This window comes from Microbacterium sp. C-MGS6, from assembly GCF_058140415.1.
The window spans coordinates 3,384,501-3,407,679 of the sequence record NZ_CM176934.1 but is presented as its reverse complement, the minus strand read 5'-3'; the positions used below and the strand labels follow the sequence as shown (position 1 = coordinate 3,407,679).

28 protein-coding genes are annotated in these 23,179 nt (G+C 70.8%); 11 read left to right on the top strand and 17 right to left on the bottom strand.

Annotation, left to right across the window (positions count from 1 at the left end; all coding sequences use genetic code 11):
* The first annotated feature begins 17 nt into the window (after positions 1 to 17).
* Positions 18 to 1,007 carry a DMT family transporter gene (locus tag AC3B5L_RS16900; RefSeq protein ID WP_187662735.1) on the top strand — a complete coding sequence of 330 codons (990 nt, stop codon included), beginning with the start codon at positions 18 to 20 and terminating at the stop codon, positions 1,005 to 1,007.
* Here AC3B5L_RS16900 and AC3B5L_RS16895 read toward each other — a convergent pair.
* The 6 genes from AC3B5L_RS16895 to AC3B5L_RS16870 form a co-directional block, all read right to left on the bottom strand.
* Positions 947 to 1,174, bottom strand: coding sequence for an RNA-binding S4 domain-containing protein (locus AC3B5L_RS16895; RefSeq protein ID WP_187662734.1), 228 nt, complete (start codon positions 1,172 to 1,174; stop codon positions 947 to 949). The two genes, AC3B5L_RS16900 and AC3B5L_RS16895, sit on opposite strands and share 61 nt — an antisense overlap.
* A gap of 28 nt (positions 1,175 to 1,202) precedes the next feature.
* Entirely contained in the window at positions 1,203 to 2,102 is a 900-nt protein-coding gene (locus tag AC3B5L_RS16890) for a hypothetical protein (protein ID WP_232089130.1), read from the bottom strand.
* Positions 2,103 to 2,272: 170 nt separating this feature from the next.
* A complete protein-coding gene (locus AC3B5L_RS16885) occupies positions 2,273 to 3,598 on the bottom strand; it encodes a sensor histidine kinase (RefSeq protein ID WP_259952682.1) in 1,326 nt (441 codons plus the stop codon).
* On the bottom strand, positions 3,591 to 4,268 hold the full coding sequence (locus AC3B5L_RS16880) for a response regulator transcription factor (protein WP_259952678.1): 678 nt from the start codon (positions 4,266 to 4,268) through the stop codon (positions 3,591 to 3,593). Before AC3B5L_RS16880 ends, AC3B5L_RS16885 begins: the two co-directional genes overlap by 8 nt.
* A gap of 119 nt (positions 4,269 to 4,387) precedes the next feature.
* The gene (locus AC3B5L_RS16875; protein WP_259952676.1) at positions 4,388 to 4,912 is read right to left on the bottom strand and encodes a putative immunity protein; all 525 of its coding nucleotides are present in this window, start codon (positions 4,910 to 4,912) and stop codon (positions 4,388 to 4,390) included.
* Positions 4,913 to 4,935: 23 nt separating this feature from the next.
* Positions 4,936 to 5,388, bottom strand: coding sequence for a DUF6194 family protein (locus tag AC3B5L_RS16870; RefSeq protein WP_490095993.1), 453 nt, complete (start codon positions 5,386 to 5,388; stop codon positions 4,936 to 4,938).
* 67 nt (positions 5,389 to 5,455) lie between these two features.
* On the opposite strand from AC3B5L_RS16870, the gene AC3B5L_RS16865 reads away from it, so the two are divergent.
* Positions 5,456 to 6,253, top strand: coding sequence for a MerR family transcriptional regulator (locus AC3B5L_RS16865; protein ID WP_259952672.1), 798 nt, complete (start codon positions 5,456 to 5,458; stop codon positions 6,251 to 6,253).
* Here the strand turns inward: AC3B5L_RS16865 and AC3B5L_RS16860 are convergent.
* Entirely contained in the window at positions 6,186 to 6,935 is a 750-nt protein-coding gene (locus AC3B5L_RS16860) for a DeoR/GlpR family DNA-binding transcription regulator (RefSeq protein ID WP_259952670.1), read from the bottom strand. The genes AC3B5L_RS16865 and AC3B5L_RS16860 overlap by 68 nt on opposite strands.
* A gap of 54 nt (positions 6,936 to 6,989) precedes the next feature.
* Between AC3B5L_RS16860 and AC3B5L_RS16855 the strand changes: the two genes are divergently transcribed.
* Together AC3B5L_RS16855 and AC3B5L_RS16850 are read left to right on the top strand one after the other, a co-directional pair.
* Positions 6,990 to 7,355: a DUF4406 domain-containing protein gene (locus AC3B5L_RS16855; protein WP_259952669.1), complete on the top strand. Its 366-nt coding sequence runs from the start codon at positions 6,990 to 6,992 to the stop codon at positions 7,353 to 7,355.
* Positions 7,356 to 7,364: 9 nt separating this feature from the next.
* Positions 7,365 to 7,541 carry a hypothetical protein gene (locus AC3B5L_RS16850; RefSeq protein WP_025102796.1) on the top strand — a complete coding sequence of 59 codons (177 nt, stop codon included), beginning with the start codon at positions 7,365 to 7,367 and terminating at the stop codon, positions 7,539 to 7,541.
* Between the two features lie 66 nt (positions 7,542 to 7,607).
* Here AC3B5L_RS16850 and AC3B5L_RS16845 read toward each other — a convergent pair whose 3' ends face one another.
* From AC3B5L_RS16845 to AC3B5L_RS16830, 4 genes are all read right to left on the bottom strand, one after another.
* Positions 7,608 to 8,972, bottom strand: coding sequence for an LLM class flavin-dependent oxidoreductase (locus tag AC3B5L_RS16845; RefSeq protein ID WP_280567700.1), 1,365 nt, complete (start codon positions 8,970 to 8,972; stop codon positions 7,608 to 7,610).
* Positions 8,973 to 9,045: 73 nt separating this feature from the next.
* A complete protein-coding gene (gene pnuC, locus AC3B5L_RS16840; protein ID WP_187662726.1) occupies positions 9,046 to 9,753 on the bottom strand; it encodes a nicotinamide riboside transporter PnuC in 708 nt (235 codons plus the stop codon).
* Positions 9,754 to 9,755: 2 nt separating this feature from the next.
* The gene (locus AC3B5L_RS16835; RefSeq protein ID WP_490095992.1) at positions 9,756 to 10,283 is read right to left on the bottom strand and encodes a GNAT family N-acetyltransferase; all 528 of its coding nucleotides are present in this window, start codon (positions 10,281 to 10,283) and stop codon (positions 9,756 to 9,758) included.
* 2 nt (positions 10,284 to 10,285) lie between these two features.
* Entirely contained in the window at positions 10,286 to 11,203 is a 918-nt protein-coding gene (locus AC3B5L_RS16830; RefSeq protein WP_187662724.1) for a DUF808 domain-containing protein, read from the bottom strand.
* 152 nt (positions 11,204 to 11,355) lie between these two features.
* Between AC3B5L_RS16830 and msrB the strand changes: the two genes are divergently transcribed.
* A complete protein-coding gene (gene msrB / locus AC3B5L_RS16825; protein WP_259952665.1) occupies positions 11,356 to 11,823 on the top strand; it encodes a peptide-methionine (R)-S-oxide reductase MsrB in 468 nt (155 codons plus the stop codon).
* Positions 11,820 to 12,362, top strand: a complete 543-nt coding sequence (gene msrA / locus AC3B5L_RS16820) for a peptide-methionine (S)-S-oxide reductase MsrA (protein ID WP_259952664.1) — start codon at positions 11,820 to 11,822, stop codon at positions 12,360 to 12,362. Before msrB ends, msrA begins: the two co-directional genes overlap by 4 nt.
* 87 nt (positions 12,363 to 12,449) lie before the next feature.
* Here msrA and AC3B5L_RS16815 read toward each other — a convergent pair whose 3' ends face one another.
* The 5 genes from AC3B5L_RS16815 to AC3B5L_RS16795 all read right to left on the bottom strand — a co-directional run bounded on the left by AC3B5L_RS16815 (position 12,450) and on the right by AC3B5L_RS16795 (position 17,016).
* Complete coding sequence (locus AC3B5L_RS16815; protein ID WP_259952660.1) at positions 12,450 to 13,250, bottom strand: alpha/beta fold hydrolase; 801 nt, start codon at positions 13,248 to 13,250, stop codon at positions 12,450 to 12,452.
* A 108-nt stretch (positions 13,251 to 13,358) separates the two neighbouring features.
* Positions 13,359 to 14,828 carry a catalase gene (locus AC3B5L_RS16810; RefSeq protein ID WP_136052327.1) on the bottom strand — a complete coding sequence of 490 codons (1,470 nt, stop codon included), beginning with the start codon at positions 14,826 to 14,828 and terminating at the stop codon, positions 13,359 to 13,361.
* Between the two features lie 64 nt (positions 14,829 to 14,892).
* Positions 14,893 to 15,312: a Fur family transcriptional regulator gene (locus AC3B5L_RS16805; protein WP_187662721.1), complete on the bottom strand. Its 420-nt coding sequence runs from the start codon at positions 15,310 to 15,312 to the stop codon at positions 14,893 to 14,895.
* 68 nt (positions 15,313 to 15,380) lie between these two features.
* Positions 15,381 to 16,298 carry a J domain-containing protein gene (locus AC3B5L_RS16800; RefSeq protein ID WP_187662720.1) on the bottom strand — a complete coding sequence of 306 codons (918 nt, stop codon included), beginning with the start codon at positions 16,296 to 16,298 and terminating at the stop codon, positions 15,381 to 15,383.
* 64 nt (positions 16,299 to 16,362) lie between these two features.
* Entirely contained in the window at positions 16,363 to 17,016 is a 654-nt protein-coding gene (locus tag AC3B5L_RS16795) for an IMPACT family protein (RefSeq protein ID WP_268776908.1), read from the bottom strand.
* Between the two features lie 133 nt (positions 17,017 to 17,149).
* Between AC3B5L_RS16795 and AC3B5L_RS16790 the strand changes: the two genes are divergently transcribed.
* The 3 genes from AC3B5L_RS16790 to AC3B5L_RS16780 all read left to right on the top strand — a co-directional run bounded on the left by AC3B5L_RS16790 (position 17,150) and on the right by AC3B5L_RS16780 (position 19,545).
* Positions 17,150 to 18,394, top strand: coding sequence for a sensor histidine kinase (locus tag AC3B5L_RS16790; RefSeq protein ID WP_259952655.1), 1,245 nt, complete (start codon positions 17,150 to 17,152; stop codon positions 18,392 to 18,394).
* The gene (locus AC3B5L_RS16785) at positions 18,391 to 19,014 is read left to right on the top strand and encodes a response regulator (RefSeq protein WP_025102775.1); all 624 of its coding nucleotides are present in this window, start codon (positions 18,391 to 18,393) and stop codon (positions 19,012 to 19,014) included. Before AC3B5L_RS16790 ends, AC3B5L_RS16785 begins: the two co-directional genes overlap by 4 nt.
* Before the next feature lie 78 nt (positions 19,015 to 19,092).
* On the top strand, positions 19,093 to 19,545 hold the full coding sequence (locus tag AC3B5L_RS16780) for a DUF2871 domain-containing protein (RefSeq protein ID WP_259952648.1): 453 nt from the start codon (positions 19,093 to 19,095) through the stop codon (positions 19,543 to 19,545).
* 4 nt (positions 19,546 to 19,549) lie between these two features.
* Here AC3B5L_RS16780 and cycA read toward each other — a convergent pair whose 3' ends face one another.
* A complete protein-coding gene (cycA, locus tag AC3B5L_RS16775) occupies positions 19,550 to 21,013 on the bottom strand; it encodes a D-serine/D-alanine/glycine transporter (RefSeq protein ID WP_259952645.1) in 1,464 nt (487 codons plus the stop codon).
* Between the two features lie 176 nt (positions 21,014 to 21,189).
* On the opposite strand from cycA, the gene AC3B5L_RS16770 reads away from it, so the two are divergent.
* Positions 21,190 to 22,662, top strand: coding sequence for an MATE family efflux transporter (locus AC3B5L_RS16770; RefSeq protein WP_259952644.1), 1,473 nt, complete (start codon positions 21,190 to 21,192; stop codon positions 22,660 to 22,662).
* A 113-nt stretch (positions 22,663 to 22,775) separates the two neighbouring features.
* A complete protein-coding gene (locus AC3B5L_RS16765; protein ID WP_187662715.1) occupies positions 22,776 to 23,177 on the top strand; it encodes a hypothetical protein in 402 nt (133 codons plus the stop codon).
* Positions 23,178 to 23,179: the final 2 nt, after the last annotated feature.

The window sequence follows — 23,179 nt, the reverse complement described above, 5'->3', positions numbered from 1 at the left end:
ACCTGTATAGTGGGCGGATGAGTAAACAGATCGGTATACTCGGGCGCCTCCTCACCGTCGGTGCCGCGGTGGCTTTCGTCCTCACGTGGAGCTCGGGATTCCTCATCCCCGCGGTCGCCACCACGGACGTCGACCCGCTGACGCTCCTGGTCTGGCGGTTCACGCCGCTCGCCGTCGTGCTCGTGGTCCTCGTCGCGGTGTCCGGTGCGGCGAGGGGGATGACCGGTCGCGAACTCGGCGTCCAGGCGCTCGTCGGATCGCTCGCCCAGTTCGGATACTGCGCCGCTGTGTACGCCGCCGTCGCCGCAGGCATCGCCACCGGCACCGTCGCGCTGATCGATGCCGTCCAGCCGCTGCTCGTCGCCGTGCTGGTCGGTCCGGTGCTAGGCCTCCGCGTACGCGGCGCTCAGGTCGCGGGGCTGGTGATCGGGGCGGTGGGGGTGCTGCTCGTCGTCCAGTCGCAGTTCGGCGCCGGCCGCGCGCCGCTCGTCGCCTACCTGCTTCCGGCGACGGCGATGGTCTGCCTCGTGATCGGCACGCTGGTGCAGCGGCGGACGGCCGTGCGCACGGGGGTGCTGCTGACCCTGACCATCCACGTGAGCGTGACCGCAGTGCTGCTCCTCGTCATCGGCGCGCTCGCCGGGGCACTCGTGCCGCCGGCTCGACCGTCGTTCTGGATCGCCGTGGTCCTGACCGCGGTCTTCCCTACGCTCGGCGCCTACGGACTGTACTGGTGGCTGCTGCGCCGGGTCGGCATCACCGCGCTGCAGGCCCTGCTCTTCCTCGTCGCCCCGGCGACCGCGATCGGCGGGGCGCTGCTGCTCGGCGAGCCCCTCACCGCGATCACGCTCGGCGGGTTCGCGCTGTGCGGGGCCGGGGTGACCGCCGTGCTCGTGAGCGAGGCGCGGAATCGGGGCCAGGAGGAGGACGGCTCCGCGGTGCCGAGTCAGGGCCGGACGCGCACCGCCCGGCCCTCGAAGGTCACCACATCGCCATCGCGGAGCTGACGCCCGCGGCGCCGGTCCACGTCGCCGTTCACGGTGACGTAGCCGTCGATGATGACCTCTTTCGCGTCGCCGCCCGAATCGAGCAGGCCCGCGAACTTGAGGAACTGCCCGAGGCGGATGACCTCGCCGCCGATGGAGACTTCGTCGATCGGATCGGAGTTCGTCATCCTTGCATGCTAGCCGTCGGGCCGACCGTCACTCGTCGATGTCGGTGCCCACGACCGCGAACGAGGCATCGAAGGAGATGTCGATCGAGCGGTTGTCCGTCGTCAGGACGGAGGCGTCGTAGGGGCTCACGTCGTCGGAGTCCACGTCGAGGTCGGTGATCATCCCCTCGGCCTCGGCGAGAGCGGCATCGACGAGCGTGCGGATGGTCTCCTCGTCGAGCGTGAGAGTCGGACCCTGGTCGTCGCCGTCCGCAGCGTCTGTCGACACCACGGTCGCGGCGAGCTCGTCGTCGACGCGCACCTCGGTCTCGTCCCCAGCGGACGTGGTGAGCTGCACCTCCCACGTCCCGTCGCGCTTCGCGTCGATCGAGGTGACCTCGCCCTCCGCGGCGTCCTGGGCGGCGGCGGCGATCGCGAGGAGCTCGTCGACGTCGTCGGTGCCGATGCCGGTCACCGGACCGCGGTCGCCCCGGTCTCCGCTCGGGCGCGCGTCGTCGTCGCCGCGGTGGTCTCCGCGCGGGCCGTGATCGCCCTCGTGTCGGGGGCCCTCCATGGCGGGACGGTCGTCGTCGTCACCGAACTCGTCGCCGATCGCGGCGCCCACTGCCACGCCTCCGCCGGCGAGCAGCACCGCGGCCGCGATCCCGCCGCCGATGAGGAGCGCGCGCTTGCGTCCGGGCTTGGTGGGGGTCGCTGCGGCGGCCGGTGCCTCCGGCGCGCCGTTCGGCGTCGCGGCAGGATCGGTGGTCGGCGCGACCGGCACCGTCGGGTCGTCGGCGTTCGCGTTCGTGCCGGGGCCGGCGGGGGAGCCCTGTCCTGCGGTGTGGTCCTGGCCCGCGTTCGGGACGGCGGATGCCGAGTCCGGTCCGGAGGCGCGGTTCTCGTCCGGCGTGGGGTTCTGGTCGGAAGCAGGAGTCTTGTCGTTCATGTCTCGATGGTCTCCCGACGCCGCTGAAGCCACCCTGAAGCCTCCTGAAGCCCCGTTCAGGAACCGATATCCCGGGCACGATTTCGGAGCTCGGCGACGACACGCCGTCCGGGAGGAGGTCATGGCCGGGGTGTCGTGGGGGATCTCCGAAGCTGTGCCCGGGGGCGGGGTCAGGAGAGAGGGCCGGCCGAGGGGAGGGTGACGGTGAAGCGGGCGCCGCCCCACCGGGAGGCGTCCACCGCGATCGCGCCGTGGGCGGCGGTGGCGATGCCGTGAGCGATCGCGAGACCGAGCCCGCTGCCTCCCGCGTCGCGACTCCGGGCCTCGTCGAGCCGGACGAAGCGCTCGAAGATGCGGTCCCGCTCCTCCGGCGGGATTCCGGAGCCGTCGTCTTCGACCGTGAGGACGACGTGCGGCGGCCGTGGCTCCACCCCGATCGCCACGCGGCCGTTGCTGTGCCGGGCGGCGTTGTCCGCGAGGTTCCGCAGCAGCTGGCCGAGCAGGCGGGGATCGCCGGCAGTGCGGGCCGCGCGGATGCCGGACCCGTCGACGTCGAGTCCGGCGGCCCGCAGCCGGCGCACCTCCGCGAGGGCGAGGTCGTCCAGATCCACCGGTTCGGTGCTCCCGGCCGCGCCCTCGTCGAGGCGGGCGAGGAGCAGCAGCGACTCCACGATGCCCTGCAGTCGCAGCCCCTCCTCGGCCACCACCTCGGCGAGCTCGTCGATGCTCGTCACCTCCGGGTGCGCCTGGGCGAGCTCCGCGTGCTGACGGATCGTCGCCAGGGGAGACCGCAGTTCGTGCGAGGCGTCGGAGACGAAGCGGCGCTGCGCGGTCGCCGCCGCGTCGAGCCGATCGAGCATCCCGTTCATCGTCACGGCGAGGGAGTGGATCTCATCCGCCGTGTCGGGAACCGGCACCCGGTGATCGAGGCGCTCGGCGGTGATGCCCTCGACCTCCTGGCGGATGCGTGTGACCGGCCGCAGCGCACGCCCCGTGACGAGCCAGGTGGTGACGGCCACGAGCAGCAGCAGCGCGGGGACGGCGATCACGAGCAGCGTCGCCACGGTGGCCAGGGTCTCCGCGTCCTCGTCCATCGGCACCGCGAGCACGAGGGTCTGGTCGCCCTCCACGTCGTCGGACACCACGAGCATGGGTTCCCCGTCGATGCGGACCACCTGCGGATCGTCGTCCACGGGCAGCGGGGTGGCGCCGAGCGCATCGGCAGCCTCCTCGCTGGACGCCCGCACCGACCCGTCTCGTCCGAGCAGCTGCACGAGGTCGTCGTCGAGCTGGTCGGGGCCGCGTCGGCCCGGACCGTCGAACCGGCTGACGAGCTCCTCCAGCCGCTGCTCCGCCGCGCGTTCGGTGCTGCCGTGGATGCTCGCGCTCAGCACCCCGTAGAAGGAGAAGGCACCGAGGAGCAGCGCGACCGCGACGACCAGGGTGGCGCCGAGCGTCGTCCGGCCGCGGACCGACCGCCAGAGCCGCCTAGCCACCGTTCGCCGCCAGCCGGTAGCCCGCACCGCGGATGGTCTCGATCGCCTCGCGCCCGAACGGCTTGTCGACTTTGCGGCGGAGGTGGCCGACGTAGACCTCGACGATGTTCGGGTCGCCGTCGAAGTCGTCGTCCCAGACGCCGGCCAGCAGGTCGCGCTTCGACAGCACCTGCCCCCGGTGCCGCATCAGGTGCTCGAGCACAGCGAACTCGCGGGCCGTCAGGGTGATCGGGGTCTCGCCGCGCCAGACGTGGTGTCCCGCGGGATCCAGTCGCAGGTCGCCGGCCTCGAGGATCGTCGGTCGCGCCACGGCGCCGCGGCGCAGGAGTGCCCGAAGTCGGGCCACGAGGATCGCGAACGAGAAGGGCTTGGTGACGTAGTCGTCGGCGCCGCTCTCCAGCGCCTCCACCTGATCCCACTCGCCGTCCTTGGCGGTGAGCATCAGCACGGGGGTCCAGTTCTCCTCGGCGCGCAGGGCCTCGCAGACCTTCCACCCGCTCATGCCGGGCATCATCAGGTCGAGCACGATGGCGTCGTACCGGGTCTCGCGGGCCCGCCACAGGCCGTCGACGCCGTTGTGGGCGACGTCGACCGCGAAGCCCTCCGCCTCGAGTCCGCGGCGCACGCCTTCGGCCAGACGCACCTCGTCGTCCACCACCAGGATCCGCATCCCCCCAGTGTGGCGGGTCGACGCTGAATCGGGGCTGAAGCCGTCGGGCCGCTTTCGAATCGCGCAACTGGTTCCATCTGCGGCTCAGATACAGCCAGTTGCGCGATTCGAAGAGGGACTCAATCGACGGCGGACGAGAGGTGTGCCTGCAGGTCGCGGATCACCTCGCCGAGGGGGCCGGAGGAGAGGAGCCCGGGGCCGAGCGGGCCGGCGGGGTCGGTGCCCAGGGGCGGGAGGGTGCGCAGGGCCGCAGCGGCCTCGGGGGAGAGGTGCGCGAGTTGCCAGCGCACCTCTGCGACGCGGACGTCGGGGGCGTCCGGGTGTGCCAGCTCGACAGCTCGCGCGGCGTAGGCGGCTGCCCCGAGAGCATGCGCACCCATGTGCGCGACCCCGGCGGCCTGTGCCGCGGAGCGAGCGGCCGCGGTGCCGGCAGGTGTCACGGCGCTGCGGGCAGCCCTGCCCGCGACGAAGCGACGACGGATCTCGCCCGCAGCCGCGAGCTCGCCACGGGCGAAGGCGCGCGTCCTGGCGATGGCATCACGCGCACGTACGTCGTCCGGGGCCTCCCTCTCGAACAGCGGCAGCACGCGGTCGGCGCAGTCGGCCGCCCACACCGCGACGATCCGACGGTCGGACTCGGTCATGCCCTGAGGAGTCGACACGGGACTCATCGCGCCCGTCGTCCGGTGCGCGCACGTGCCGCCTCGTGCGCCTCGCGGAGAAGGGCGAGCACGGCACCCTCCGTCGCCTCTGCGGGGTCGATGACGCACACCCAGCCGGCGGTGCCGTACAGGGGGTGAGGGCGGAAGACGTCGACCGCCGTCGGGTCGGTGTCGTCGCCTGTGAGAGACGCCGCCGCGATGATCGACCCCGCGCGCTCGCGTCCGACGTGGATGTTCACCCGGAAGCGCCCTGGAGCGTCCAGCGCGGAGGACGTGTCGTCGGGATAGTCCTTCGTGATGATCGTCCCGTACGGCTGAGTGCGCTCGGGCATCCGGCCGTCGGGCGCGTGGTAGAAGTACGCGTCTCCCCATGACAGTTCGGGGAAGTCGCTGCCCGCCTCCGGGGCGATGACGAGCACGCCGTCGAACGAACGGACCTCTGCGATGATCTCCTGCATTTCCATCCTTCAATGCTGAGGCTGACGTGCTTATGTGGACTCAAGGACCGGAAAGACGAGGAGGAGTGTGCAGAACCCTCAAGAGCAGGTGATGACGACGGCGGCGCTCGGCCGGCTGGTCGACTACTCGACGCAGCAGGTGCGCGACCTCGAGCGCCTCGGCGTCCTCCCCGCCGCGGAGCGCGGCGCGAACGGGTACCGGCGGTATCGGACGCCGCATGCCCTGGCGCTGCGTGCCTATCGCGCGTTGGCGGCGGCGCTCGGTCCGGTGCCCGCGCGTCGACTGATGCCCGCTCTCATCGGCGGATCGGTCGAGCACGCGGCGGAGCGGATCGACGCCCTGCACGCGGACGTCGCCCTCGATCGCTCACGGGTGCGCGCGGCCCTGCGCGGACTCGAGGACGCCGTGGCGGAGGCCGACGATCCGTTCGTCGAGGACGATGCGATGGCCATCGGCGAACTCGCCCAGGCGCTCGGCGTCCGTTCCTCCGCACTTCGGCACTGGGAGCGAGAAGGGCTCGTGCGCCCCCTTCGTCGCGCGGGATCGGTCCGCTCCTATGACTCCCTGGCGATCACCGAGGCGCGGATCGCCGCCGCCCTGCGCTCGGGCGGCTACGGCATCCCCGCGGTATCCCGGATCATCGACGAGGTGCGCGCGCATGGTGACACCGAAGACGTGCAGCGCATCCTCGCGGAGCGGCTGGCTGACCTCACGCGCCGTAGCGTGGCGCTCCTCGCGGCGGCAGGTCACCTGCACGCCCTGCTCGCGGAACGCCTCGCGGAGGAGGGATCCTCGCTCACGCCCCCGCCGGGATCTGCGCCAGGACCTCGGGGATCAGCGGATTCTCGTCGAGGGGGTCGGTGATGACCGCGGCGACCGCCTCGAACGGCAGCACCGGGTAGCGCGAGGCGGCGCCGATCTTCTCGTCGCTCGCGAGCACGATCGTCGCGGCACATCGGGAGGCGATCGCCCGCTTGGTGACGGCATCGTCGAGCTCGCCCGTCGTGAGGCCGTGACGCGGGTCGACACCCGTGACCCCGACGAAGAACACGTCGGCAGCGAGGTGCTGGATCGCCTCCATCGCGAGTCCCCCTCCGGCGACGAGAGAGTGCCGGGCGAGCTCGCCGCCGATCATGATCACGCGCGCATCTGAGTGCTCGGCGACGGCCAGGGCGATGGCGGGACTCGGGGTGATGACCGTGACGCCGGTGCCGGAGGGCAGCAGTCGCGCCATCGCGAGCGTGGTGGTTCCGGCATCCAGCGCGATCGTCGATCCGGGCCGGATGGTCGTGACGGCCTGGCGGGCGACCCGCTCCTTGCTCTCGGTCGCCAGGTCATGGCGCTCGCGCACCGGGCGATCGGCCGCGGCGATGGGCAGCGCGCCGCCGTACACGCGCTGGAGCCTGCCCTCCTCGGCGAGCTCGCGGAGGTCGCGGCGGATGGCGTCTTCCGATACTCCGAGGTCATCGGCCGCAGCCTTCGCCACGACCCGTCCCTCACGGGCGAGCACGGCGAGCAGGTGGTCTTTGCGCTGAGCAGCGAGCATACGTTTCCTCACGAAGTTGCACGTTTATGCATGATTCAGACTACAGTCATCTCCATGATGAAGCCACTCCTGATCCTGATCGCCGGCCCCTACCGTTCCGGCACCAACGGCGACCCCACCCTGATCGCCCGCAATCTCGCGCGTCTGGAGGAGGCGTCCGGTCCGATCTTCCGCCTCGGCCATGTGCCGATGATCGGGGAGTGGGCCGCTCTGCCCATCCTCCGCACCCTCGACGCGGCCGAAGTGGAGACCGGTGACGTGATGTACGAGACCGCGCACCGCCTCCTCCAGCACTGCGATGCGGTGCTGCGCCTTCCGGGGGCTTCGACGGGCGCGGACCAGGATGTCGCCATCGCCCACGAGCGCGGACTGCCCGTCTACCGGTCGCTGGAGGAGATCCCGGCCGCCGCGACTCCGTAGGCTGGAGGCATGACCAAGAACATCTGGACCGTCCTCGGCGTCATCCTCGCCGTCGTGATCGCGTGGTGGATCGTCAGCGCGCTGTTCTCGGTGCTCTGGTTCATCGCGAAGCTCGCCATCGTCGCTGTCGTCGCCGTGGTGGTCTTCCTCGTGCTGCGGAGCCTCTTCACCCGCGACGCCGACTGACCTGCCTTCGAATCGCCCACTTTGCGCCAAACCGGATTTGCAGCACAGCGGGCGATTCGAACGGGGTCAGAGGCGGTACTGGGCGGCGCGGTGCGTGGGCTGGACCCGGTCGCCGCGGCCGTGCAGCTTGTGGCGGAGCGTGCCGGGCACGTACTCCTCGGGGTACGCGCCGCGCTCGCGCAGCACCGGGATGACGTGCTCGATGACGTCCTGCCAGGTGCCGGGGGTGACGGCGTACGCGAGATTGAAGCCGTCGATGTCGGTCTCCTCGACCCACGACTGCAGCTCGTCGGCGATCTCGACCCCGGAGCCGACGATCGTCGGGCCGAGCCCGCCGATCGCGTTGTGGCGACCGAAGTCGCCCACCGTCCACTCGCGCCCGAGGTCGGCCTCCTCCTTCAGGTGCTGCAGCACCGACTGGATCGCGTTCGACTCGACGTTCCCCACCGGCTCGTCCTCGGCGTACTGCGACAGGTCGACGCCCATCCACCCCGACATGAAGGTGAGCGCCCCCTCCGGGCTCGCGTAGGAGAGATACTCGGCGTGCTTCGCGGCCGCCTCCTCGCTCGTCGCGGCGGTGATGACAGTGAGCAGGGTGTAGATCCGGGCGTCGTACCGGTCGCGCCCCGCCGCCTCGAGAGCGTCGCGGATCCGCTTCACGGTGCCGGCGAGCACCTCCTTCGACGGCGCCGCGACGAAGATGGCCTCGGCGTTCTCCGCCGCGAACCGCACTCCGCGCGGGCTGGCGCCGGCCTGGTAGATCACCGGAGTGCGCTGCGGCGACGGCTCCGAGATGTGGATGCCGGGCACGGAGAAGTGCTTCCCCTCGTGCCGGATCGGGTGCACCTTCGACGGGTCTGTGAAGATGCCGCGCTCGCGGTCCTCCACCACCGCGTCGTCCTCCCACGACCCCTCCCAGAGCTTGTAGAGCACCTCGACGTACTCGTCCGCGTGGTCGTAGCGGTCGTCATGCGCGAGCTGGTCCTCCTGCCCCATGTTCCGGGCGGCGCTGGGCAGGTACCCGGTCACGACGTTCCAGCCGACGCGGCCCTGGGTGAGGTGATCGAGCGTGCTGAGTCGTCGAGCGAACGGGTAGGGGTGCTCGAAGGCCGTGCCGGCGGTGACGCCGAATCCCAGATGCTCGGTCACCGCGGCCATCGCGCTGACCAGGAGGATCGGGTCGTTCACCGGCACCTGGGCGCCGTTGCGGATGGCGGCCTCGTTCGTGCCGCCGTAGACGTCGTAGGTGCCCAGGACGTCGGCGATGAAGATGCCGTCGAAGGTCGCGCTCTCCAGCAGCTTCGCCAGGTCGGTCCAGTACGAGATCGTGTTGTACTGGCGCGACCGGTCGTCGGGATGCCGCCACAGGCCGGACGACTGATGGGCGACGCAGTTCATGTCGAAGGCGTTGAAACGGATCTGCCGGGTCATGCCCCCATGAAACGGGACCGGGCGGCATCGGGGCGAGCGACGGCGACACGCACCGAAACAATCGCGACGCCGGTCAGGCCTCGTCGTCCGGACGGCGGGGGCTCGGGTCGGGCGGGAGGATCTCGATCGGACGGGCAGCCTGCCGTTGCGCCCGCCACCAGATCACGAACCCGATCGCGGTGAAGACGCCGTAGAACACGTACATGAGGCCGGTCGCGTAGTAGCCGGAGCTGAACAGAAGCGGCACCCCCACCACGTCCACGGCGATCCAGATGAGCCAGAACTCGGTCCAGCCCTTGGCCATGCCGTACGTCGCGAGCAGTGACCCGACGAAGGTCCAGGCGTCGGCCCAGACCGGTTCCCACGAACCGAGGGCGCGGAACAGGGGGGTGAGCGCCACGGTTCCGACGACGAGGACCACGACCAGACCGACGCGGGCACCGGTCGGCGCCCACCGCGGCACGATGCGACCGCCGTCGGCATTCCGCCAGCGGATCCAGCCGTAGATCGCGACGGCGATGAACATGATCTGCCGCCCGGCCTGACCGAGGAGATGCGGGAGCGACGGGTCGGGGCTCAGCGCGGAACCGAGGAACACCGTCAGCAGCAGGACGTTGCCGACGATGCCGACCGGCCACGCCCAGACCTTGCGCCGCATGCCCCCGAGGGCGCTCGCGAGTCCGAACGCGTTCCCGACGACCTCACGCACCAGGAGGGTCTGGCCTCCCGGCAGCACCCAGGACGAGGAGAAGGCGTCGACGAGCCACTGCAGGAAGCCCATCGCTAGAGCGCCGCGTGGGGGGTGGGGCGGTCGTCGAGCACGAGCTGCAGCATGCTGAGGTCGAGCCAGCGGCCGAACTTCGCACCGACCTGCGGCATGCGGCCCACCTCCCGGAACCCGAGGCGCTCGTGCAGGGCGATGGAGGCGGTGTTGCCGCTCTCCACCCCGCCGATCATCACGTGCATCCCGGCTGCCCGAGCCCGGGCGATGAGCTCCGTCATGAGGAGCGTGCCGATGCCGCGCCCGCGCTGATCGCCGCGCACGTAGACGGAGTGCTCGACGGTCAGGCGGTAGCCGCTGTGCGGGCGCCACTGGGCGTAGGACGCATAGCCCACGACCCCGCTGTCGTCGGCGGCGACGATCACGGGGTAGCCGCGCGCGGTCCGGTCGGCGAGCCAGGCTGCCCGGTCGGCGCGATCCACCGCCACCTCGTTCCAGATCGCGGTCGTGTGCACGACGGCGTGGTTGTGGATCTCGGTGATCGTGTCGAGGTCGTCGCTCTCGGCGGCCCTGAGGTGCACGGCGGTCATCGTCAGACGTGGATGTCGGCGGGGGAGGCCTCGCCCTCGTGGAAGCTCGGCTTCTTGCCGAAGACCTTCGCGATGCCGAGGACGGCGCCGACGATCACGAGACCCCAGATGAGACCGGCGATGGCGGAGATGATGGTGTCGACCACCCAGACCACGAAGCCGCCGAGGGGCTCCAGCGCGTGCTCGACCGCATGGAGCACGTCGGCCGGCGCGTGCAGCCCGACCTCGCCGAGGTTGATGAGGACGAGGTGCCCGCCGACCCAGAGCATCGCGACGGTGCCGAGCACGCTGATGAAGCGGAAGACCGCGGGCATCGACCGGACGATACGCGTGCCGGTGTGCCGCACGCGCTGCACGGGGTTCTTCGCCATCTTCAGGCCGATGTCGTCGATCTTCACCAGGAGCGCCACGGCGCCGTACACCGCGACGGTCATGACCAGCGCGATCACCGCGAGGATCGCCAGGGTGGACCAGATGCCGAGTCCCTTGTCGAGGCTGGCGAGGGAGATGAGCATGATCTCGGTCGAGAGGATGAGGTCGGTGCGGACGGCGCCGAGCACGAGCTTCCTCTCGTCGCGGGCGCCCTCGTCCGCGTGACCGTGCTGCACCCCGAACCACTCGAGCACCTTCTCCGCCCCCTCGAAGCACAGGTACGAGCCGCCGAGGATCAGCAGATAGGGCAGTACCCATGGCGCGAAGGCGGTGAGCAGCAGCGCGATGGGGATGATGATGACGAACTTGTTCACCAGCGACCCGAGGGCGATCTTGCCGACCACGGGGAGTTCGCGGGCCGGCGTGATGCCCTGCACGTACTGCGGCGTCACGGCGGCGTCGTCGATGACGACTCCCGCAGCCTTCGCCGACGCCTTCATCGCGGCGCTCAGGATGTCGTCGACGACGGCGAGCAGTCCAACGGACATGGCAGTTCCCCTCGGGTGGTGTGTGGTGCGGAGGCAACTCTATCGAGTGGGAAAACTCCCAGCCCGCTCCCAGCCCCGCGGGACCAAAAGCCGCGCCCGCGTGGTTCTCCTCTATGACGCCGCAGCCAGCGGCGTCGGACAAGGAGCCACTCATGTCGAACGACTACGGCAGGACCCCCGAGGCCGTCAGCGGTCTCACGAACCTGCAGTACGAGGTCACGCAGCAGGACGCCACCGAGCCGCCCTTCCGCAACGCCTACTGGAACACGCACGACGACGGCATCTACGTCGACGTCGTCTCCGGCCAGCCGCTGTTCTCCTCGAAGGACAAGTACGACAGCGGTACCGGCTGGCCGAGCTTCACCCGTCCGATCGATGCCGACGCCGTGACCACGAAGACAGACCGCACCCTGTGGATGACCCGCACCGAGGCGCGGTCCTCCGGAGCCGACAGCCACCTGGGACACGTCTTCGACGACGGACCCCGCGCCGAGGGCGGCCTCCGCTATTGCATGAACTCGGCGGCCCTCCGCTTCATCCCGGCGGAGGATCTCGAGAAGGAGGGGTACGGTCGCTACAGCCCCCTCTTCACCACCCACACCTCTGAGGAGCAGTCATGACCGACACCGGAACCATCACCCGCACCCCCGGGACCGAGACGGCCGTCCTCGCGGGCGGCTGCTTCTGGGGCATGGAAGACCTCATCCGCCGCCAGCCCGGCGTCATCGACACCCGCGTGGGCTACACCGGCGGCGAGAACGACCACGCGACCTACCGCAACCACCCCGGTCACGCGGAGGCCGTGGAGATCGTGTTCGACCCGAGTGCGACGACCTATCGCGACATCCTGGCGTTCTTCTTCCAGATCCACGACCCGTCGACCCTGAACCGGCAGGGCAACGACATCGGGTCGAGCTACCGGTCGGCGATCTTCCCGCTCACCCCCGAGCAGGAGCAGGTCGCCCGCGACACGATCGCCGATGTCGACGCCTCCGGCCTGTGGCCGGCGAAGGCCGTCACGACGATCGAGCCCGCCGGTCCGTTCTGGGAGGCCGAGCCCGAGCACCAGGACTACCTGATCAAGTACCCGAACGGCTACACGTGTCACTTCCCCCGCGCCGGCTGGGTCCTCTCGAAGCGCGAGGACGCCACCGCCTGACCCCGAGACCCCGCTCTCGCGCCGAGACCCCCTCCTGCACACGCGTGCGGGAGGGGGTCTCGGCGCGAAGACGGGGTCTCGGCGGGCTCAGGACTCGGCGAAGAACGCGAGCGCGGCCTCCTTGAAGTCGCGGGAGCCGGGGGCGTTGAAGTGGTGGCGGTTCGGGAGCTCGACGAAGCGGGCATCGGGAGCCGCCGCGGCCAGTGCCCGGGAGCCCTCGATGATCGCGTCCTTGGACCCCGTCGCGAACAGCAGCGGCACGACCGGGGCGTCCGCGGGATCGGGGTCGATCGTGCCGGAGCCCCGCAGCCCCTCGGCCAGCGCGACGAGCGCACGCAGATCGTTCCCGGGCACCCGCTCGGTCAGCGCGATGTAGTTCTGCGTCGTGCGGTCCTCCACCGAGGTGCCGTCCGCGATGTATGCGCGCACCTGGTCGAGGTCGAGACGCGCGAGGGGGATGCCGTCGGGAACACCGCCCAGGACCGCCCGGCCGATCCGATGCGGGAGCTCACGGGCCACTTCCCACCCCACCCGCGCGCCGAGCGAGTAGCCGAGGTAGAACGCGTCGTCGACGAGGTATGTGTCCATGACGGTCTCGACGTCGGTCACGAGGTTGCGGATGGCGTAGGCGTCGGACTCATGCGGCTTGTCGCTCTGCCCGTGGCCCCGCTGGTCGAGCGCGAGCACGCGGTACCCGGCCCTGGTCAGCTCGCGCACCCAGCCCGTCAGCACCCAGTTGTCGCGCGCGCCGGAGGCGAAGCCGTGCACGGTCACCACGACCGGGGCATCGAGCTCGCCCCACGTGTACGTCGCCAGTCGTGTGCCGTCCGCCGCGTAGACGTGCTGCGGGGCGGGCATCTCGGTGAGGTCGGAGAGGGAAACAGCCACCCCTCCATCTTGGCCCTGACGTCGACGCCGAGACCCCGGTTACACGCCGAAACCCCCTCCCCGCGGTGTCACGGGGAGGGGGTTTCGAGGAGAACCCGGGGTCTCGGGTCAGACGCGGTCGCGGAGAGCGGCGCCGAGCTCGGCGTCGACGTTCGTCCAGTACTGGAAGAAGCGCTCGCGGATGGCGTCGACCGTGATCGAACGGCCCTGACCGGTCAGCACCTCCAGGAAGCGGGCGCGCTGCGGGCCGTCGAAGACCTCGCGGTACAGCGTGCCGGCCTGACCGAAGTCGTCGTCCTCGGCGTGCAGCGTCGCGGCGGAGCGGGTGAGCTCGCCGTCCGCCGACCAGTTCACCTCGATGCCCTTGGCCGGGTCGGCCTCGGGGCCACCGGGGGTCCCGAAAGAGTTCGGCTGGTAGGTGCGGTGCGCGGCGTCGTTGTACTGGTACCGCATCGAGCCCTCGTGCTGGTAGTTGCGGGTCTCAGCGGCGTGCGGCTGGTTCACCGGCAGCTGGTTGTAGTTCGCGCCGATGCGGTGACGCTGGGCGTCCGGGTAGGCGAACATCCGGCCCATCAACATCTTGTCGGGGGAGATGCCGGTACCGGGCACCTGGTTCCCCGGCGCGAAGCCGGCCTGCTCGATCTGCGCGAAGAAGTTCTCCGGGTTGCGGTTCAGGGTCAGCGTGCCGACCTTGATGCGCGGGTAGTCCTTCTTCGAGATCGTCTTGGTGAGGTCGAACGGGTTGAAGCGGTAGTCCTTCGCCTCGTCGTACGGCATGATCTGCACGTACAGGTCCCACTTCGGGAAGTCGCCGCCGTCGATCGACTGGAACAGGTCGCGACGGTAGTGGTCCGCGTCGGAACCGGCCAGCTGCTCGGCCTCCTCCGGGCTCATCGCCTCGACGCCCTGGTGGGAGATGAAGTGGTACTTGACCCAGAACACCTCGCCCTCGGCGTTGATCCAGGAGTAGGTGTGCGAGCCGTAGCCGTTCATGTGACGCCAGCTGCGGGGGAGTCCGCGCTCGCCCATGAGGTAGGTGACCTGGTGCGCGCTCTCGGGCGAGAGGGTCCAGAAGTCCCACTGCATGTCCGCGTCGCGCAGACCGGAGTCGCCGAGGCGCTTCTGCGAGTGGATGAAGTCCGGGAACTTGATGGCGTCGCGGAGGAAGAACGTCGGGGTGTTGTTGCCGACGATGTCGAGGTTGCCCTCGGTCGTGTAGAAGCGCAGCGAGAACCCGCGCACGTCGCGCCAGGTGTCGGGCGAGCCCTGCTCACCGGCGACGGAGGAGAAGCGGAGGAGGGTCTCCGAGGTGGCGCCCGGCTGGAACACGGCCGCACGGGTGTACTTCGAGACGTCCTCGGTGACGACGAACTCGCCGAACGCGCCGCCGCCCTTGGCGTGCGGGTTGCGCTCCGGCACGCGCTCGCGGTTGAAGGAGGCGAGCTTCTCGACCAGGTAGTGGTCGTGCAGCGCGGTGGGGCCGTCGGGGCCCACGGTCAGCGAATGGGTGTCACTCGCGATCGGCGCTCCGGCCTGCGTCGTCGTGGCCGGACGGCCCGCGTCGGTGGGGTTGGTCATGGTCTTCTCCTTCTCCGCGCGGACATGCCGAACGGACCCTCGGGGAGGGGATCGGTGGATGCGCCTACGCGGCGTTCTGGCAGCTGGGGCAGAGGCCCCAGAAGGTGACTTCAGCTGTCTGCACGGTGAAGCCCCCCGTCGAGGACGGGGTGAGACACGGCGCCTCGCCGACGACGCAGTCCACGTCGCCGACTGCACCGCAGGAGGTGCAGACAATGTGGTGGTGGTTGTCGTCGATGCGCCGTTCGTACAGCGCCGCGGATCCTGCCGGTTCGATCCGGCGGATGAGGCCCGCCGTCGTCAGGTCCGCGAGGATGTTGTGCACCGACTGGATCGACGTGGTCGGAAGCACGTCGGACACGGCGCGGTAGACCCGCTCCGCATCCGTGTGGGCCATGGAGCCGAGAGCCTCGAGGACGGCGACGCGGCCCGCAGTCGCACGCAGCCCGGCGTCGCGCAACGCCGAGTCGAGTTCCGTCTCCATGCCTCCGACTCTACACGTGTTTTGAGTGATTCAAAAGAGCATGCCGGGATGCCGGGCGCGTCGCGGACTCAGACGAAGCGGACCGTCTGCTGGAGACGGGTGCGGACGTCGAACAGCTCGTTGCCCCCGATGGCCCGCGCCCCGGGGACGCCCTGCCGCAGCACCATCGCCAGCGCGCTGCGTCGGACCACCACGACCGGGACGCCGCGACTGCTGCCGAGCGGGGTGACGGCCTGGGCGAGGTCGTCGTCGGGGAGCACCACGATCGCGCCGCCGAACTTCACCTTCGCGGCCTTCGCCACCGCGCGCATCCGGGCGAGGGCCGCCGTGACCGGGGCGCGGGTGCCGAGGCTCGGACCGGTGATCTCCCCGCGGCGGAAGCCCACGACCCCGCCGAAGTCCTCGGACATGATGCCGTAGAGGCCGGAGGGACTGAGCACGACGTGGTCGAGCTTGTCCTCCGGGGTCTGCCCGGCGGCGACGTCGTGCCAGACCGTGAAGCCCATGCCGAGGTCGGAGACCGTGCGGGCCGTGGCCTCCTCCGCGAGCGCATCGGCGAGCAGCCGCCGGAGTTCGCGCGGGGCCGCACGGACCAGAGCCGGGGCGTACGGATCGGGGACCTCGACCCCGTGACCCGCCCACTCGCGGATGAGGGAGAGGTAGCGCTCTCGCCGCCAGCCGCCGGGGTGTCCGTAGGAGCGGGCGCGCGGCCGGGTGTCGGTGCGCACGGTCTGGGGGCGCCAGCCGCTCCACTCGCCGCCGTCGTCGGTCAGGCCCGCGCGGCGGTCGTACGCGGCACGGTCCTCCGCAGTACCGATCAGCTCCCAGGCGCGCTGGACCTGGATGAACACGGCCGCGTCGCCGCCGGTGTCGGGGTGGGTCTGCCGCAGCCGCAGCCGATACGCCCGCCGGAGCTCGGCGTCGTCGACGGCCGGATCCACGCCGAGGACCTCGTACGGCGAGGCCGAGAGCGGACTGTCGAACATCGCTCTCCTTCCGCGACCGCGGCGTCCAGGATATCCGGCGGACGGTGTGCGGCCGCCGGGAGCCTCAGTCCGCGACGTCGACGATCCGCTCGATCCCGGCCACCGGGGCGACGGCGCCCCCGGACGCGGCGGCGAGGTCGGCGGTCAGACGCGGCAGCGCGGCGGCGGGCACCCACAGCTCGAGGTGCGCGGAGGCCCCGTAGGTCGGAGTGCCGAGCGTGGCCCCGTGCGACGCCGCCCAGTCGCGGAGCAGGTTGTCGTAGCGGCCGGCGTCGGCGTGCGGGACCTCGACGGTCGCCTGGGTGAGCGCCTCGCGACGGACGAGTGAAGCACGATCGAGCGTCTCGGACACGGCGGTGGAGTAGGCGCGGATGAGGCCGCCCGCCCCGAGCTTCACCCCGCCGAAGTACCGGGTCACCACCGCCACGACGTCCGTGAGGCCGCGACGCCGCAGGACCTCGAGCATCGGGACGCCGGCCGTGCCGGAGGGCTCGCCGTCATCCGAGGACCGCGCCTGATCCCCGTGCAGGCCGGTCACCATCGCGGTGCAGTTGTGGTTCGCGTCCCAGGCGCGCTTCCGGATCGCCGCGATGACGGCCTCCGCCTCGGCCACCGTCGACACCGGTGCGACGTGCGTGAGGAAGCGAGACTTCCGGATGACGAGCTCGTGGTCGACGGCCGCCGCGATCGTCGCCGGGAACGGGTGCGGTGTCGACATCGGCCCCACGATACCTCCGTTCGAGTCGCCTGATTGGTCCCGAATCCGGGCCGGATGCCGCCAATCGGGCGATTCGAACCGGCTCGACCGAACGATGGAGGCGGACTGTGGCCCGGCGGACGAGAATGTCAGCATGCCGACCGGAGACACCGCCGAGCCCGACCTCCCCGGAGGGCGGACAGGAGCGCGAACGCGCTCCTGGGGGCGCCTGGTCACGTCGCTGCGGATCGGGCAGGCCGTCATCACGGTCGTGCTCACCGTCGTCGGCGTCGTCCGCTCCCTCGCCGACGGGGTCCCGGTGCCGTGGCTGGTCGCGACCGCCCTCGCCTTCCTCGGCTGGTACGGCGGCGGACTCCTGCTCTCCTCCCGGACGGACGACCGGGCGCTCGCCACCGGCTGGCTGCTGGGGCTCACGGCCATCTGGCTGGGGGCGGTGGCGCTGTCGCCGGAATTCGTCTGGCTCGCGTTCTCGCTGTGGCTGCTCGCCGGCTTCCTGTTGCGGCTGCGATGGGCCGTACCGCTGAGCCTCCTCGTCCTCGCCGTCGTGATCGTCGCGCCGCTGCTGCACACCGGAACGACCACCTACGCGAACGTCATCGGACCGCTCGTGGGCGGCATCTTCGCCCTCGGGATCTCCCGCGGCTACCTGGAACTGGTCCGCGACGGACGCGAGCGGCGGCGGCTCATCGCCTCCCTCGTCGCGACGCAGCAGGAGATGGCGGCCCTCCAGGACGAGCTCGCCCGGACCCAGCGGGAGTCCGGCGCCGCCGCCGAGCGCACCAGGGTGTCCCGCGACATCCACGACACGCTCGCCCAGAGCCTGTCGTCCATCGTCCTGCTGGCGCGGTCGGCGGCCGAGCACGAGGACGGTCGGGAGCAGGCGCTCGGGCAGATCGGGGCGCTCGCCGCGGAAGGGCTCGCCGACGCCCGCCGCATCGTGGACGACCTCATGCCCGCCGAGCTCGACGGTTCCGCGTTGAGCGACGCCCTCGCCCGGATGCTCGAGCGCCTGACCGCCGAGACCGGGATCGCGGCCACCCTCCACGCCGACGAGGAACTCCCCGCACTCGGCCTCGACGCCGAGGTCGCCCTGCTGCGGACGGCGCAGTCCGCACTCGCCAACGTGCGCAGCCATGCCGCCGCGACCCGGGTGGTGGTGACCCTCGCGGACGCCGGCGACGCCGTGCGGCTGGACGTGGTCGACGACGGCCGCGGCTTCGATCCGTCCCGGCTGGAGTCGGCGGGGCCCGGCGGCGGCTACGGTCTGCGGGCGATGCGCGCCCGACTGCGCGAGCTCGGCGGCGGTCTCGACGTGGAGAGCGCCCCCGGCGACGGCACCGCGCTCTCCGCCCACCTGCCGCTCGGAGGACGGTCGTGACCCCGGTGCGGATCCTCCTCGTCGACGATCACCCGATCGTGCGGGCCGGCGTGCGTTCGCTGTTCGACCGCCGCGACGACGCCGAGGTCGTGGGTGAGGCGGCGTCGGGGGAGGAGGCGGTCGTGCTCGCCCGGCACCTCCGTCCCGACGTCGTGCTCTGCGATCTGCGTCTGGGGGCGGGGATGGACGGCGTGCAGACGACGGCGGCGCTCCGGGCGCTCGACCCGGCGCCGGCGGTGCTCATCCTCACGACGTTCGACCGCGACGCCCAGATCCTCGGCGCGATCGAGGCGGGGGCGGCGGGGTATCTGCTCAAGGACATCGACCCGGAGGACATCGTCCGTGCCGTGCGACAGGCCGCGTCGGGCGGGCAGGCGCTGACGCCGGAGCTCACGGCGCGCGTCGGGCGGGCCCTCCGTGCCCCGCGGGTGCAGCTCACGGGGCGCGAGCTCGACGTGCTGCGGCTGCTCGACACCGGGGCCTCCAACCGGGAGATCGCGAAGGCGCTGTTCGTCACGGAGGCGACGGTGAAGACCCACCTCGTGCACGTCTTCGAGAAGCTCGGGGCCGACAGCCGCGCGAAGGCGGTCGCGATCGCCAGGGAGTCCGGTCTGCTCTGACGCCCGCGGTCTCCACCGTTCGATGGATCCGCGGCGACGGCTCCCCGGCGAGGCTGGAGGCAGACAGAAAGGACTCCCATGCGCAGGCTCTTCACCGCCGCGTTCGCCTCCATGCTGGTGGGCGTCGCCTCCGGACTCTTCTACCGCGAGTTCACCAAGATCAACGGCTTCCCCGAGGGGGCGCCGACGCAGCTCGGACTCGTGCACACGCATCTGCTCGTGCTGGGCTTCGTCGTCTTCCTCGTGGTGATGCTCTTGGAGAAGGCGTTCGCGCTCTCCGAGAGCCGCCTGTTCGGCTGGTTCTTCTGGACCTACACCGCCGGTCTCGTGCTGACCTCCGCGATGCTCGTCTGGCACGGCTGCCTCACGGTGCTCGGGCAGGAGTCCACGAAGATGATCGCCGGCATCGCGGGCGTGGGGCACATGCTGCTCGCCGCCGGCATGGTGCTGCTGTTCCTCGCGCTCCGCCCTCGTGTCTTCGCGCCGAAGGTCGCGGCCACCGGGCCCGCGACCCTCGAGTCGGTGGCCTGACGCCTCAGTCGGCCGGGATCGTGTCGTCGCGCAGGTAGGCGATGTGCGCGGCGTGACGCTCCAGGTGGTGCGGCGACTTCCGGACGAACAGCCACGCCACGATGAGGATCGCGAACCAGATCGGCGTCACGAGCAGCGCGATCAGGGTGTCCGGCTGGGTGGTCAGCGCCCAGAGGATGAACAGGAAGAACGCGAGCACGACGAACACCATGAACACGCCGCCCGGCATCTTGAACGCCGAGGTCGCCGCCTTCTCCGGACGTCGTCGCCGGTACACGAGGTAGCTGCAGAGGAAGATCGTCCACACGAACATGAAGCACACGGCCGACACGGTGGTGACCATCTCGAAGGCCGTGCCGATGTCCTTGCCCGCGTAGAGCAGCACGACGCCGGACAGCAGCAGGATGCAGGACAGGAACAGCGCGTTCTGCGGCACGCGGCGCTTGGAGAGCCGGCCGAAGAACCGGGGGGCGTCGCCGTCCTGCGCCAGGCCGAACACCATGCGCGACGTGGAGTAGATGCCGGAGTTCGCGCTGGACATCGCCGAGGTGAGCACCACGAGGTTGACGACGGTGGCGGCGATGCCGAGTCCGGCGAGGGCGAACATCGCGATGAAGGGGCTCTCACCGGCGACGTACTCGGTCCACGGCGTGACGGCCATGAGGATGATGAGCGCGCCCACGTAGAACAGCAGGACCCGGATCGGGATGGCGTTGATGGCCTTCGGGAGGTTGCGCTCCGGGTCCTTGGTCTCCGCGGCGGCGGTGCCGACGAGCTCGATCCCGACGAACGCGAACACCGCGATCTGGAAGCCGGCGACGAATCCGAGGAAGCCGTGCGGGAACATGCCGCCGTGCTCCCACAGGTTCGAGAAGCTCGCGGTGCCGGCGTCGTGGGAGAAGCCGGTGAGGATCATGACGAGACCGGTGACGATGAGCGCCACGATCGCGACGATCTTGATGAGTGCGAACCAGAACTCCATCTCGCCGAAGGCGGCGACGGTGGGCAGGTTGAGCGCCAGGAGGATCACGACCACGAGGAGACCCGGGATCCACAGCGGGACGCCGGGGATCAGGGCGTCGGTGTACCCGGCGATCGCGATCACGTCGGCCACGCCCGTGACCACCCAGCAGAACCAGTACGTCCAGCCGGTGAAGAAGCCCGCCCAGGGGCCGAGGAGGTCGCTCGCGAAGTCGCTGAACGACTTGTACTTGAGGTTCGACAGCAGCAGCTCGCCCATCGCCCGCATGACGAAGAACAGCATGAACCCGATGATCATGTAGACGAAGATCACGGAGGGGCCGGCGACCGAGATCGTCTTGCCGCTGCCCATGAACAGGCCCGTGCCGATCGCCCCGCCGATCGCGAGCAGCTGGATATGCCGATTGCTGAGCGCGCGCCGCAGGTGCTCCTCGCCTCCGGCTCCGGTCTGCCCCTGGCGGATGGCCCCCGTGTCTTGCTTCGTCACGCTCTTCTCCTCCGGTCGTCGTCGACTGATGCAGAGTAACCACCGGGATGTGCCAGGCCGAAATCGACGGGCGTGGACCGGCATTTCGGCATTCGCGTGTTCCCTTCGCCCGAAACGATTCGATAAACTAAGCGCACCCCCGATCCATCCCTCCTTCCCTGCGAGCCCCTTCCTTCATGGCCACCACCCTCACCACGGGCCGTCCGTGGCGCGTCATCCTCGCCTTCTCGATCCCGCTCCTGCTCGGCAACGTCGTGCAGCAGCTCTATCAGTTCGCCGACGCGATCGTCGTCGGACGACACCTCGGCGTCCAGTCGCTCGCCGCCGTCGGCGCGACGGGCAGCCTGCTCTTCCTCCTCCTCGGCTTCGCCTGGGGTCTGACGAGCGGTTTCGCGATCCCCATCGCCCAGGCCTTCGGTGCGCGCGACGACGCCGCCGTGCGCCGCTCGGTCGCGACGGGTGTGCTCCTCAGCGGCATCACGAGCGTGGTCCTCACGGTGGTCGCGCCGCTCATCGCGGGGCCGATCCTGACGCTGCTGCAGACGCCGCCCGAGCTCATGGCCGAGGCGACGGTGTTCACGCAGATCAGCTTCCTCGGCGCGGGCGCGACGATGTTCTTCAACTACCTCTCCGCCATCATCCGCGCCATCGGCGACTCGAAGACCCCGCTGGTGTTCCTCACGGTCTCCTGCGCGCTCAACGTCGGCCTCGTCGTGCTCATGGTCGGTCCGCTGGAGTGGGGCGTCGCCGGGGCCGCGCTCGCGACCGTCGTCGCACAGGCCGTGTCGGTGATCCTCTGCCTGGAGTTCGTGCGCCGGCGGCTGCCCATGCTGCACCTGCGTCGTTCGGACTGGCGCATCTCCCGCACGGACATCGCCGACCACCTGCGCCTCGGCCTCCCCATGGGCTTCCAGGCCTCGATCATCGCGATCGGGACCCTCACGGTGCAGGTCGCCCTCAACACGCTCGGAGCTGACGCCGTCGCCGCGTACACGACGGCGTCGCGGGTCGACAGCCTGGCGGTCGCCCTGCTCTCCTCGCTCGGGCTCGCCGTGTCGATGTACGCGGCGCAGAACCACGGCGGCCGTCGCCCCGACCGCATCCGGCGCGGCGTGGTCGAGGCCACCTGGATGGCGGTCGCCGCGGCGATCGTCCTCGGCGGGCTGCTCATCGCGTTCGGCGCGCCGATGGTCCGGCTGTTCGTCGGTGACGGTTCGGACGACGTCGTCGCCATGGCGCACCGCATGCTCATCATCAACGGCTGCGGCTACTGGGCGCTCGGCATGCTCTTCGTGCTCCGCGGCGCACTCCAGGGGCTCGGCCACACGCTGGTGCCGACCGTCACCGGCGTGATCGAGCTCGTGATGCGCGTCGTCGCCGCAGTGGTCCTCGGCGCGATGATCGGGTTCGACGGCGTGGCCCTCAGCAACCCGCTCGCCTGGGTGGGCGCGATCGTGCTCCTCGTGCCGGCCTACGTCAAGGCGCATCGCGCGCTGGCGACCCAGCCCGTGGCCCCGACCGAGGCCACCGAGACCTCCGCGATCGCGATCGTCGGCCCCACCGACGGCTCGATGGTGGTCGACGCGGTCGTCACCCGCCCGGTCCGCGTCGTGCGCCCGCGCCGGCTGCGGTGGCCGGTCCGGCGCTGATCCGCGATATCCACCGGAAGGATGACCCGGATCGGACTTGAGACGGATGGCCTTCCGGAGAGACACTTCTAATGTCGAAGGTGCGGAGGGGTTCCGCCGGACGGGGGGTCGTCATGACGACATTGGGAGTGGCCAGAGATCTGGCCGCCATTCTGGTACCGATCGGATACGTGGGTGCGGCGCTCGCCGCGGTCTGCGCGATCGTGGCCGCGATCGCGATCATCCGCGGAGCCGGGGGGCTCGCGGGAGGCGCGGTCGGACTGTGGATCGTGTGCGCGCTGATGAGCTTCACCGCGAGCTTCGCGAATCAGTGGCTTCCGCTGATCGCGGCGGGCGCGTCGCTCGGGGGCATGCTCGTGATCGGCGGGATCGTGCGCGCGATGCTCACGGCGGGCGGCTTCGAGTCGCGACGCCGGGCCGCGCGCGTGAAGCCGGCGCCGGCGACCACGACGACGGCCACGCTCAAGACCGGCTCGACCGCGACGCCCACGGCGCCGGTCGCCGTCGTCTCCTAGCG

Coding starts and splice junctions, on each gene's coding strand:
- AC3B5L_RS16855 (WP_259952669.1), top strand. CDS start 6,990: ATGATGAAGCCACTCCTGATCCTGATCGCCGGCCCCTACCGTTCCGGC.
- AC3B5L_RS16795 (WP_268776908.1), bottom strand. CDS start 17,016: ATGTCGACACCGCACCCGTTCCCGGCGACGATCGCGGCGGCCGTCGAC.
- AC3B5L_RS16805 (WP_187662721.1), bottom strand. CDS start 15,312: ATGGAGACGGAACTCGACTCGGCGTTGCGCGACGCCGGGCTGCGTGCG.
- AC3B5L_RS16830 (WP_187662724.1), bottom strand. CDS start 11,203: ATGTCCGTTGGACTGCTCGCCGTCGTCGACGACATCCTGAGCGCCGCG.
- msrA (WP_259952664.1), top strand. CDS start 11,820: ATGACCGACACCGGAACCATCACCCGCACCCCCGGGACCGAGACGGCC.
- AC3B5L_RS16870 (WP_490095993.1), bottom strand. CDS start 5,388: ATGCAGGAGATCATCGCAGAGGTCCGTTCGTTCGACGGCGTGCTCGTC.
- AC3B5L_RS16850 (WP_025102796.1), top strand. CDS start 7,365: ATGACCAAGAACATCTGGACCGTCCTCGGCGTCATCCTCGCCGTCGTG.
- AC3B5L_RS16845 (WP_280567700.1), bottom strand. CDS start 8,972: ATGACCCGGCAGATCCGTTTCAACGCCTTCGACATGAACTGCGTCGCC.
- pnuC (WP_187662726.1), bottom strand. CDS start 9,753: ATGGGCTTCCTGCAGTGGCTCGTCGACGCCTTCTCCTCGTCCTGGGTG.
- AC3B5L_RS16790 (WP_259952655.1), top strand. CDS start 17,150: ATGCCGACCGGAGACACCGCCGAGCCCGACCTCCCCGGAGGGCGGACA.
- msrB (WP_259952665.1), top strand. CDS start 11,356: ATGTCGAACGACTACGGCAGGACCCCCGAGGCCGTCAGCGGTCTCACG.
- AC3B5L_RS16880 (WP_259952678.1), bottom strand. CDS start 4,268: ATGCGGATCCTGGTGGTGGACGACGAGGTGCGTCTGGCCGAAGGCGTG.
- AC3B5L_RS16895 (WP_187662734.1), bottom strand. CDS start 1,174: ATGACGAACTCCGATCCGATCGACGAAGTCTCCATCGGCGGCGAGGTC.
- AC3B5L_RS16835 (WP_490095992.1), bottom strand. CDS start 10,283: ATGACCGCCGTGCACCTCAGGGCCGCCGAGAGCGACGACCTCGACACG.
- AC3B5L_RS16800 (WP_187662720.1), bottom strand. CDS start 16,298: ATGTTCGACAGTCCGCTCTCGGCCTCGCCGTACGAGGTCCTCGGCGTG.
- AC3B5L_RS16780 (WP_259952648.1), top strand. CDS start 19,093: ATGCGCAGGCTCTTCACCGCCGCGTTCGCCTCCATGCTGGTGGGCGTC.
- AC3B5L_RS16770 (WP_259952644.1), top strand. CDS start 21,190: ATGGCCACCACCCTCACCACGGGCCGTCCGTGGCGCGTCATCCTCGCC.
- AC3B5L_RS16810 (WP_136052327.1), bottom strand. CDS start 14,828: ATGACCAACCCCACCGACGCGGGCCGTCCGGCCACGACGACGCAGGCC.
- AC3B5L_RS16875 (WP_259952676.1), bottom strand. CDS start 4,912: ATGACCGAGTCCGACCGTCGGATCGTCGCGGTGTGGGCGGCCGACTGC.
- AC3B5L_RS16890 (WP_232089130.1), bottom strand. CDS start 2,102: ATGAACGACAAGACTCCTGCTTCCGACCAGAACCCCACGCCGGACGAG.
- AC3B5L_RS16860 (WP_259952670.1), bottom strand. CDS start 6,935: ATGCTCGCTGCTCAGCGCAAAGACCACCTGCTCGCCGTGCTCGCCCGT.
- AC3B5L_RS16900 (WP_187662735.1), top strand. CDS start 18: ATGAGTAAACAGATCGGTATACTCGGGCGCCTCCTCACCGTCGGTGCC.
- AC3B5L_RS16765 (WP_187662715.1), top strand. CDS start 22,776: ATGACGACATTGGGAGTGGCCAGAGATCTGGCCGCCATTCTGGTACCG.